Genomic DNA, 7,265 nt, shown 5'->3' on the forward strand with positions numbered 1-7,265 from the left:
ATGAGTAGTGGATCAATGAGTCACTGGATCACGCCGCGAGGCAGGAATACGTCAAAGTAAAAGACAAACCAGATGCCGATGACAATGGCCGTCGCGATGCCCGCGAGCGCCAGCGCACCGCCCGGCCCGCTGCGCACGATTTCGTCGAGTCTGGCGTCTTCGTTCGGATCGTCGTTCATGGTCGTGTCGAGACTAGTAAAGGGGCGCCGAGCGCAGTTCGTTGACTTCCTTCACGGAGACCGGCGTGCCGTTATTGCCCCACGTCGTGCGGATATACGTGACCACGGCCGCTACCTCCACGTCCGACAGCGATTGCGCGAACGGCGGCATGCCATAAGGCTTCGGATTCTTGAACGTGCCGGGCGGATAGCCGCCGTTGAGCACCATGCGAATAGGGTTGACCGCGGAACTCATCACGATCGACTGGTTGTTCGCGAGCGGCGGAAAATGCGGCGGCTTGCCCTGACCTTGCGCGGCGTGACACACGGCGCATTGCGCGTCGTAGATCTTCTTGCCGAGCGGCGAGAGACTCGTCCGCTGCTCGACCACGGCCTGAGTCGGCGGCTCCGACTTGTCGCCGGTGCGCGCGGGCAGCGCCTTGAGATAGACGGCCATCGCGCGCACGTCGTCTTCGCTCAGATACTGCAAGCTGTCGTAGACGACTTCGGCCATCGGGCCGTACACCGCGCCGCGGTCGGAGACGCCCGCGTGCAGCAAGCCGACGATGTCGTCCATGCCCCAGTTGCCGAGGCCCGCTTCCTTGTTCGACGTGAGCGACGGCGCGTACCAGTTCTGAATCGGAATGAGGCCGCCCTCGAACGCCTTCGAGCTGACGTTGCCGCCGAGCGCGTTGATCGCGGTATGGCACATCGAGCAATGCCCGAGACCTTCGACCAGATACGCGCCGCGATTCCATTCGACGGACTGCTTCGGGTCGGGCTGATACTCGCCCTGCCTGAAGAACAGCGACCGCCAGCCGATCAGGAGCTCGCGCCGGTTAAACGGGAAACGCAACTCGTGCTGACGGTTCGGCTGATGCACGGGCGGCGTGGACATCAGGAATGCGTAGATGGCATCCGAATCGGCGCGCGTGACTTTCGTATAGGACGCGAAAGGCATGGCCGGATAGAGCAGCGAGCCGTCGCGCGAGCGGCCCGTGTGCATCATGTTGTAGAACTCGTCGGCGGTCCAGGAACCCAGGCCCGTCTCCTTGTCCGAGGAGATATTCGGCGTGTAGAGCGTGCCGAACGGCGTGTCCATGGGACGCCCGCCGCCGAAGGTCTTGCCCGCCGGCAACGTATGACACGCGATGCAATCGCCCGCGCGAGCCAGATACTCGCCGCGCTTGACCGTGTCGGCATCGGAGGTCTTCCCCTGCGCCAGCGCGTTGCCGGACGGCACGGCGCACGCCGCGAAGAAGACCGCTACGGCAAGCGCCCCAAGTTGTCTGAAACGAAGCACGTCGGCCCTCTCTAGTGTTGGACGCTACCGCACGCGAGCGGCATCTTCAGCGAGCCGGCGGCGACGGGCGTCGGATTGGCCGGCGCGGGCAGCGAAGCCAGATAGGCAGAGATTGCGGTGATGTCCCGCTCGCTCAGAAGCTGGGCGACCTGCCGCATGCAGTCCGGCGCGACAGTCGAGCGCGTGCCGTAGCGCCAGGCGCCGAGCTGCGCGCTGATGTAGTCGGCATGCAGGCCGAGCAGCCCGGGGATCGCCGGCTCCATGCCGGTCATCGACGCCCCGTGACAACTGACGCACGCCGGCACCTTGCCCGAGGCATCGCCCTTCATGACGAGCGTCTTGCCGAGATCGAGCGTCTTTGCATCGACGGTGACGGCGGACGGGGGCGGGAACGGCGGGCGCTCGGCGGCGAAATAATCGGCGATCTGTTTCAGATACGCGTCGGGCAAGTACGCAAGCAGGTAGTTCATCGGCGGATACTTGCGCCGGCCGTCGCGAAACGCGAGCAATTGGTTGTACAGATAACCGGCGGGCTTCCCGGAGAGGCGCGGAAAGTAATCGTTGTCCGTGCCCTCGCCGTGCGCGCCGTGGCACGCGGCGCAACCCATGACGCGCGCCTGCATGGTGTCGGGCGCGCGCTCGGGAGGCGCGTCCGCGGCGCACGCCTCGAAGCCGCAAAACGTGAAGAGCGCCGAAATCAGCAACAAGGCGCTGCGCTGAGCCACGTTTCCCACGTATCCCCCGTTTCAGGTTGCCGTTTTCGTTTGGACGCGCGGCCGGTCGCATGCAACGGATTCCATGCAATGGACACGGCGACGCTCTTCTTCAAAGCTGAAGGTCTTGCCGGTGGCGGGCTGCGCTTGGCTCTTCAGATGGTAGGAGACACGCTTCGTTTTCTCCAGCCCTCAGATTGTCTCAATACATGCGATCGCTGCGCGTGACAAGACAACGCAAAACTTTGCGTTCGGTCAAAGACGCGCATTATTTCGAGATGCTCAATCGAGCGGTGGACGGTCTCTGTGGTGCTTGAAGATTGACTCTGCGGAGATCGTGGTTTTTTTCGAGATTCGGAATCTCTATTTGAGCCCGAGGCGTCGCGCAAGCCGGTTCAGGTTCGCGCGGTCGATGCCCAACTCGCGCGCCGTCGATGCCCAGTTCTGCTGGTTGCGCGCGAGCGCATCCAGAACCAGCGTGCGCTCGTATGCCGTGACCGCTTCGCGCAAGCCGACAGCAGCGGGCGCATCGGATGCGGGCGGCGCGGGCGGCGCGACGCTCGCCGTATCGCCGATGCCGAAGTCCGCGGCGGTCAGCGTCAGGATGCGAGGGCGTTCGCGATGCCCCGCGAGCGCCTTCAACGCGCTTCGCCCGATGAGGTGCTCCAGTTCGCGCACGTTGCCTGGCCAACGGTAGGCAAGCAAGGCGGCCTGCGCATCGGCGGAGAGCCGCAGGCCCGAGAGGCCGAGCCGCGACCGGTTCTCCTCCAGAAAGTAGCCTGCGAGCAGCAAAATATCGCGGCCACGCTCGCGCAGCGGCGGCACGACGAGCGGATACACCGACAAGCGGTGATACAGGTCCGCGCGGAAACGCCCGCCGCGCACTTCTTCGGCCAGATCGCGGTTCGTTGCAGCAATCAGCCGCACATCCACGCGATGCTCGCTGTCCGAGCCGATGCGCTGCAACTGGCCGTTCTGTAACACGCGCAGCAGCTTGGCCTGCACGCCAAGCGGCAGTTCGCCGACTTCATCGAGGAAGAGCGTGCCGCCGTCGGCCAGTTCGAACTTGCCGCGCCGGTCCGACGACGCCCCCGAGAACGCGCCGCGCACATGTCCGAAGAGTTCGCTTTCGACGAGCGTATCCGGCAGCGCCGCGCAGTTGAGGCTCACGAGCGGCCTGTCGGCGCGCGGCGAACGCGCATGAATCTCCGAGGCGACCAGTTCCTTGCCGACGCCGGTTTCGCCGGTAATCAGCACGGTCAGGTCGCTCGACGCCACGATGCCGATTTCTTCCAGCAAATGCTTCTGCGGCGCGCTGCTGCCGATCATCTCGCGGCGGCGCGGGCCGCTCGCCTGCCGGTACACCTCGGCGCGCTGGCGTTCCGCCTCGCCCGTGCGCGCTAGTCGATCGATACGTTCAGCGACGCTCACCGTCGCCGCCGTGAGACTCAGAAATGCCTGTAGCGAAGCCATGTCGATGCCGTCGAAACGCGCGGGGTCGAGCGCATCGAGCGTCAGCACGCCCCACGGACGTCCGCCGATGAAAAGCGGACTGCCGAGGCAATCGTGCACTTCGAGGTGTGCGCCCGCGTGCTTGACGAGGCCGTCGTAGGGATCGGGGAGACTCGAATGCGCGGGAAAGCGCGTCGGCTCCGGGCGCGCCAGAATGCGCGCGAACCGCGGATGGTCGCGCACGAGAAAGCGTCGGCCGAGCGTATCGCTCGACAGACCGTCGATGGCGAGCGGCACCAGCGTTTCGCCATCGAGCCGCAACAGCGCAGCGGCGTCGCTCGGGAAAAGCGCGCGCAGCGTGCTTAACAGCCGGCGGTAGCGCTCGCTTTCCGGGATGTCTTGCGACAGGTCTTCGATCAGCGGCACAAGGGCGTCCAGGACGACGCGTGAAGTCATCGCGACTACTTCGGCAGTCTTTTGGACTAGAGTCGAATCGACCATAAGGATACGCAAACCATTGAAAATGCGACAATTCTATACTGGCATAGAAGCTGTATAAAGAGACGGCACAACCCCCCTGCGGAGCTTCTTAACTCCGCCCTTGTCACGAGGACTACATCATGCTGTCAGCAGAACACCGAGCCATCATCAAAGCTACCGTGCCGCTTCTGGAAAGCGGCGGCGAGGCGCTCACGCGCCACTTCTACGCCACCATGCTGAACCAACACCCCGAAGTGCGTCCGATGTTCAATCAGGCGCATCAAGCAAGCGGCGCCCAGCAACGCGCGCTGGCCAACGGCGTGTTGATGTACGCGAGGCACATCGACGAACTCGAAAAGCTCGGCGGACTGGTCGGGCAGATCATCAATAAGCACGTCGCGCTGAATATTCAGCCGGAGCATTATCCGATCGTCGGGAGTTGCCTACTTCGGTCGATCCGCGAAGTGCTCGGCGCAGACATCGCCACCGACGCCGTGATCGAGGCGTGGGCTGCTGCTTACGGCCAGCTAGCCGATCTGCTTATCGGCCTGGAGGAAGGAATTTACAGGGAGCGCGAACACGCGCCGGGCGGATGGCGCGGCACGAGGCGCTTCGTCGTCGCGCGCAAGGTCGCGGAGAGCGATGAAATCACGTCGTTTTATCTCGTGCCCGAGGACGGCGGCAGTCTGCTCGATTTTCACCCGGGCCAGTACATCGGGCTGCGCGTTTTCATCGACGGCGAGGAACTGCGTCGCAACTATTCGTTGTCGGCGGCGCCCAACGGCCGCGAATATCGCATCAGCGTCAAGCGCGAGAAGGAAGGCAAGGTGTCGGGCTTCCTGCACGACCGAATACACGAACGCGACACGCTCGATTTGTATCCGCCTGCCGGTGACTTCAAGCTCGAACACGGCGACAAGCCGCTCGTCCTGATCAGCGGCGGCGTGGGCATTACCCCGACGCTCGCGATGCTCCACGCCGCGCTGGCCACGACGAAGCGCCCGATCCATTTCATCCACGCGGCGCGGCACGGCGGCGCGCACGCGTTCCGCGAGACGATCGACGAACTGGCCGCGCGTTACCCGCAGCTGAAACGCTTCTATTGCTATGAAAACCGGCGCGACGGCGACAGCGAGCCGCACGGTGTCGGCTTCGTGAACGAAACGTTGCTCGACCAGTGGCTGCCTGCGGACCGCGATGTCGATGCTTACTTTCTCGGGCCGATGTCGTTCATGAAGGCGGTGAAGAAATATCTGAAGGTGCTCGGCGTGCCGGAGGCGCAGAGCCGCTATGAGTTCTTTGGCCCGGCGGCTGCGCTCGATTGAGCGTTGCTTTGCGTCGAGAAGACGGCCCCGCGCTGCGCGACGGCGGGGCTTCTTTGTGAGATTCAAGCGCGGTGGTCAGTTCGTGTTTCCGAGCAGCGGTCGTTCCGTATCGCCGCCACCACGCCATTGTGCGGGGCGCGCCGCAGGTGGCGCATGCGAACGGATCGACGCCAGGCTCATGGAAACACGATCATGTCGCTCGGCGAGGCCATGCGGTTGCGCGCATCCAGAGCAGCGGTTGCTGCTCCGTCCGCACTCGTGAACGACGGTCAAGTTGCCGATCAGCGCATGTGCTTCCCGAACACCCCGAAAGCCTTCACTGCCATCGCATGCAATTTCAGACTAACGCACTATTTTTCGCCCCTCCCCGCATGATAATTGTCTTCCCGATCTGATATCGGGGAGCGCGCGCACGTGCATAGCGGAATAAGAGTCGACAAGTGGTCGCTTACGTTGTACCTCAGGCGCGACAGACACTTTGTCAACGCGGACGAGAAGCTGCGCGCCGCTGACAGCAGACGCACGTTCCTGGCGGACGCGGTTGACTGGATGTGCGATCAGGCGTTGATGGCGAAACTGCAAGCGGTCTTAGGCATCGACGAGGCCGACGTCTCGAACGCGCGCTGGAAGGTGCGTCGTGCTATCGAATCCGGCGAGTTGGTGACGATACCGGATTCGCGAGGAAGCGGTGTTTCCCGCAGCGGCGGTATCGATATACCGAAGCCACGTGCGGTAACGTTCACGCCATCGCAGCTTTTCAGGCGTGCGTCGCCAGCTCAGACCGTTCGCTCGTACCAGCGCCCTGCCCCCCGGCTCTTTGCCGACGACTGCATGGCGGCTTGGCTGGCACAGCCGGGTGACAGGCTGCCGGATGGCAGGATTGCGCGGGCTATTGGCAGTCTAAGCGATGAGAAGAACGGCGGCGATTGGGTGGAAGAAAGCTTCGGTGATGCGGAGCCGTTTGACTATGAAGCGGAGAATGCGAGCGACGACGACAGTTTCGAAGTTGCGGCGCGAGGCGTCGGGCTGACGGGAAACGAACCGGGCGGCTTCCGCATCAATGCCAATGGACTTGACGTCGACTACTTCGATGGCGATGGCAACCTATGCGCTCAATACCATGAAAGTCACGGAGACGCTCACGGCCATAATTTCGATGGCGCAGTACGAGATAATGCGCATTTGCCGATGTCCCCTATTAACGCTCGTTAGACAGACTTATTATGAATGATGGTCGCGGCTGGGAACTCGTTCGAAATTGCGAAGCGCTGCTGGAAGTTTTTGATGGCTTTCCCTCCTTCCACGACTCGGCAGTGCGAACCTTCTGTCTCAAGCGGGGAAGGACAAAGCGTGATCCGTCTGGAAACTTGCGAGAATTGGTGGATCTCGAATTGGAGGTTCTGCACAATCGCTATGGCCCACCAAGAAACGACGGGAGCCAGGGTCACTTGATCATGCTCGAACTGCTCGACATAGCCAGCTCTGAAATCGATGTGAATGTAATGCTGGAAGCGGCATGGATCGCCGAGCTGCGCTTCTATAGAACGCCAGACGATCTGATCAGATTCGACCTCATGCCGAATATCGGGCTCGACATCCAATTGACTTGTCGCGATTGCTCCGTCCGAGTCATCCGGTCCTACACGCGCGATGAACTCTGAGACGCAGGAGAGACGAGGCAAGCCGTCTTGGGAAGCGGGGGGGGGGGGGGGGGCGCCCCCCCCCCCCCCCCCCCCCCCCCCCCCCCCCCCCCCCCCCCCCCCCCCCCCCCCCCCCACAACAAAAAAAAAAACAAAAAAAAAAAAAACAACAAAAAATCAAATTTTTTTCCACT

8 protein-coding genes are annotated in these 7,265 nt (G+C 62.9%); 4 read left to right on the forward strand and 4 right to left on the reverse strand.

Going from position 1 to position 7,265, the window contains the following annotated elements; translation table 11 throughout:
• Positions 1 to 20: 20 nt before the first annotated feature.
• The 4 genes from NCR37_RS16845 to norR form a co-directional block, all read right to left on the reverse strand.
• On the reverse strand, positions 21 to 179 hold the full coding sequence (locus tag NCR37_RS16845; protein WP_250473988.1) for a hypothetical protein: 159 nt from the start codon (positions 177 to 179) through the stop codon (positions 21 to 23).
• Positions 180 to 192: 13 nt separating this feature from the next.
• On the reverse strand, positions 193 to 1,461 hold the full coding sequence (locus NCR37_RS16850; protein ID WP_502800539.1) for a c-type cytochrome: 1,269 nt from the start codon (positions 1,459 to 1,461) through the stop codon (positions 193 to 195).
• A gap of 11 nt (positions 1,462 to 1,472) precedes the next feature.
• Positions 1,473 to 2,165, reverse strand: coding sequence for a c-type cytochrome (locus NCR37_RS16855; RefSeq protein WP_502800541.1), 693 nt, complete (start codon positions 2,163 to 2,165; stop codon positions 1,473 to 1,475).
• Positions 2,166 to 2,537: 372 nt separating this feature from the next.
• On the reverse strand, positions 2,538 to 4,127 hold the full coding sequence (norR, locus tag NCR37_RS16860; protein WP_250473989.1) for a nitric oxide reductase transcriptional regulator NorR: 1,590 nt from the start codon (positions 4,125 to 4,127) through the stop codon (positions 2,538 to 2,540).
• 119 nt (positions 4,128 to 4,246) lie between these two features.
• On the opposite strand from norR, the gene hmpA reads away from it, so the two are divergent.
• The 4 genes from hmpA to NCR37_RS16880 all read left to right on the forward strand — a co-directional run.
• A complete protein-coding gene (gene hmpA / locus NCR37_RS16865) occupies positions 4,247 to 5,431 on the forward strand; it encodes an NO-inducible flavohemoprotein (protein WP_250473990.1) in 1,185 nt (394 codons plus the stop codon).
• 453 nt (positions 5,432 to 5,884) lie between these two features.
• Complete coding sequence (locus NCR37_RS16870; protein WP_250473991.1) at positions 5,885 to 6,643, forward strand: hypothetical protein; 759 nt, start codon at positions 5,885 to 5,887, stop codon at positions 6,641 to 6,643.
• An 11-nt stretch (positions 6,644 to 6,654) separates the two neighbouring features.
• Complete coding sequence (locus NCR37_RS16875; protein ID WP_250473992.1) at positions 6,655 to 7,092, forward strand: immunity 50 family protein; 438 nt, start codon at positions 6,655 to 6,657, stop codon at positions 7,090 to 7,092.
• Positions 7,082 to 7,265 (forward strand): hypothetical protein (locus NCR37_RS16880; RefSeq protein WP_250473993.1); only part of this gene is annotated, 184 nt, incomplete at its 3' end. The genes NCR37_RS16875 and NCR37_RS16880, both read left to right, overlap by 11 nt.

It is taken from the genome of Caballeronia sp. GAFFF1 (genome assembly GCF_023630705.1).
In the GTDB taxonomy this organism is placed as follows: domain Bacteria; phylum Pseudomonadota; class Gammaproteobacteria; order Burkholderiales; family Burkholderiaceae; genus Caballeronia.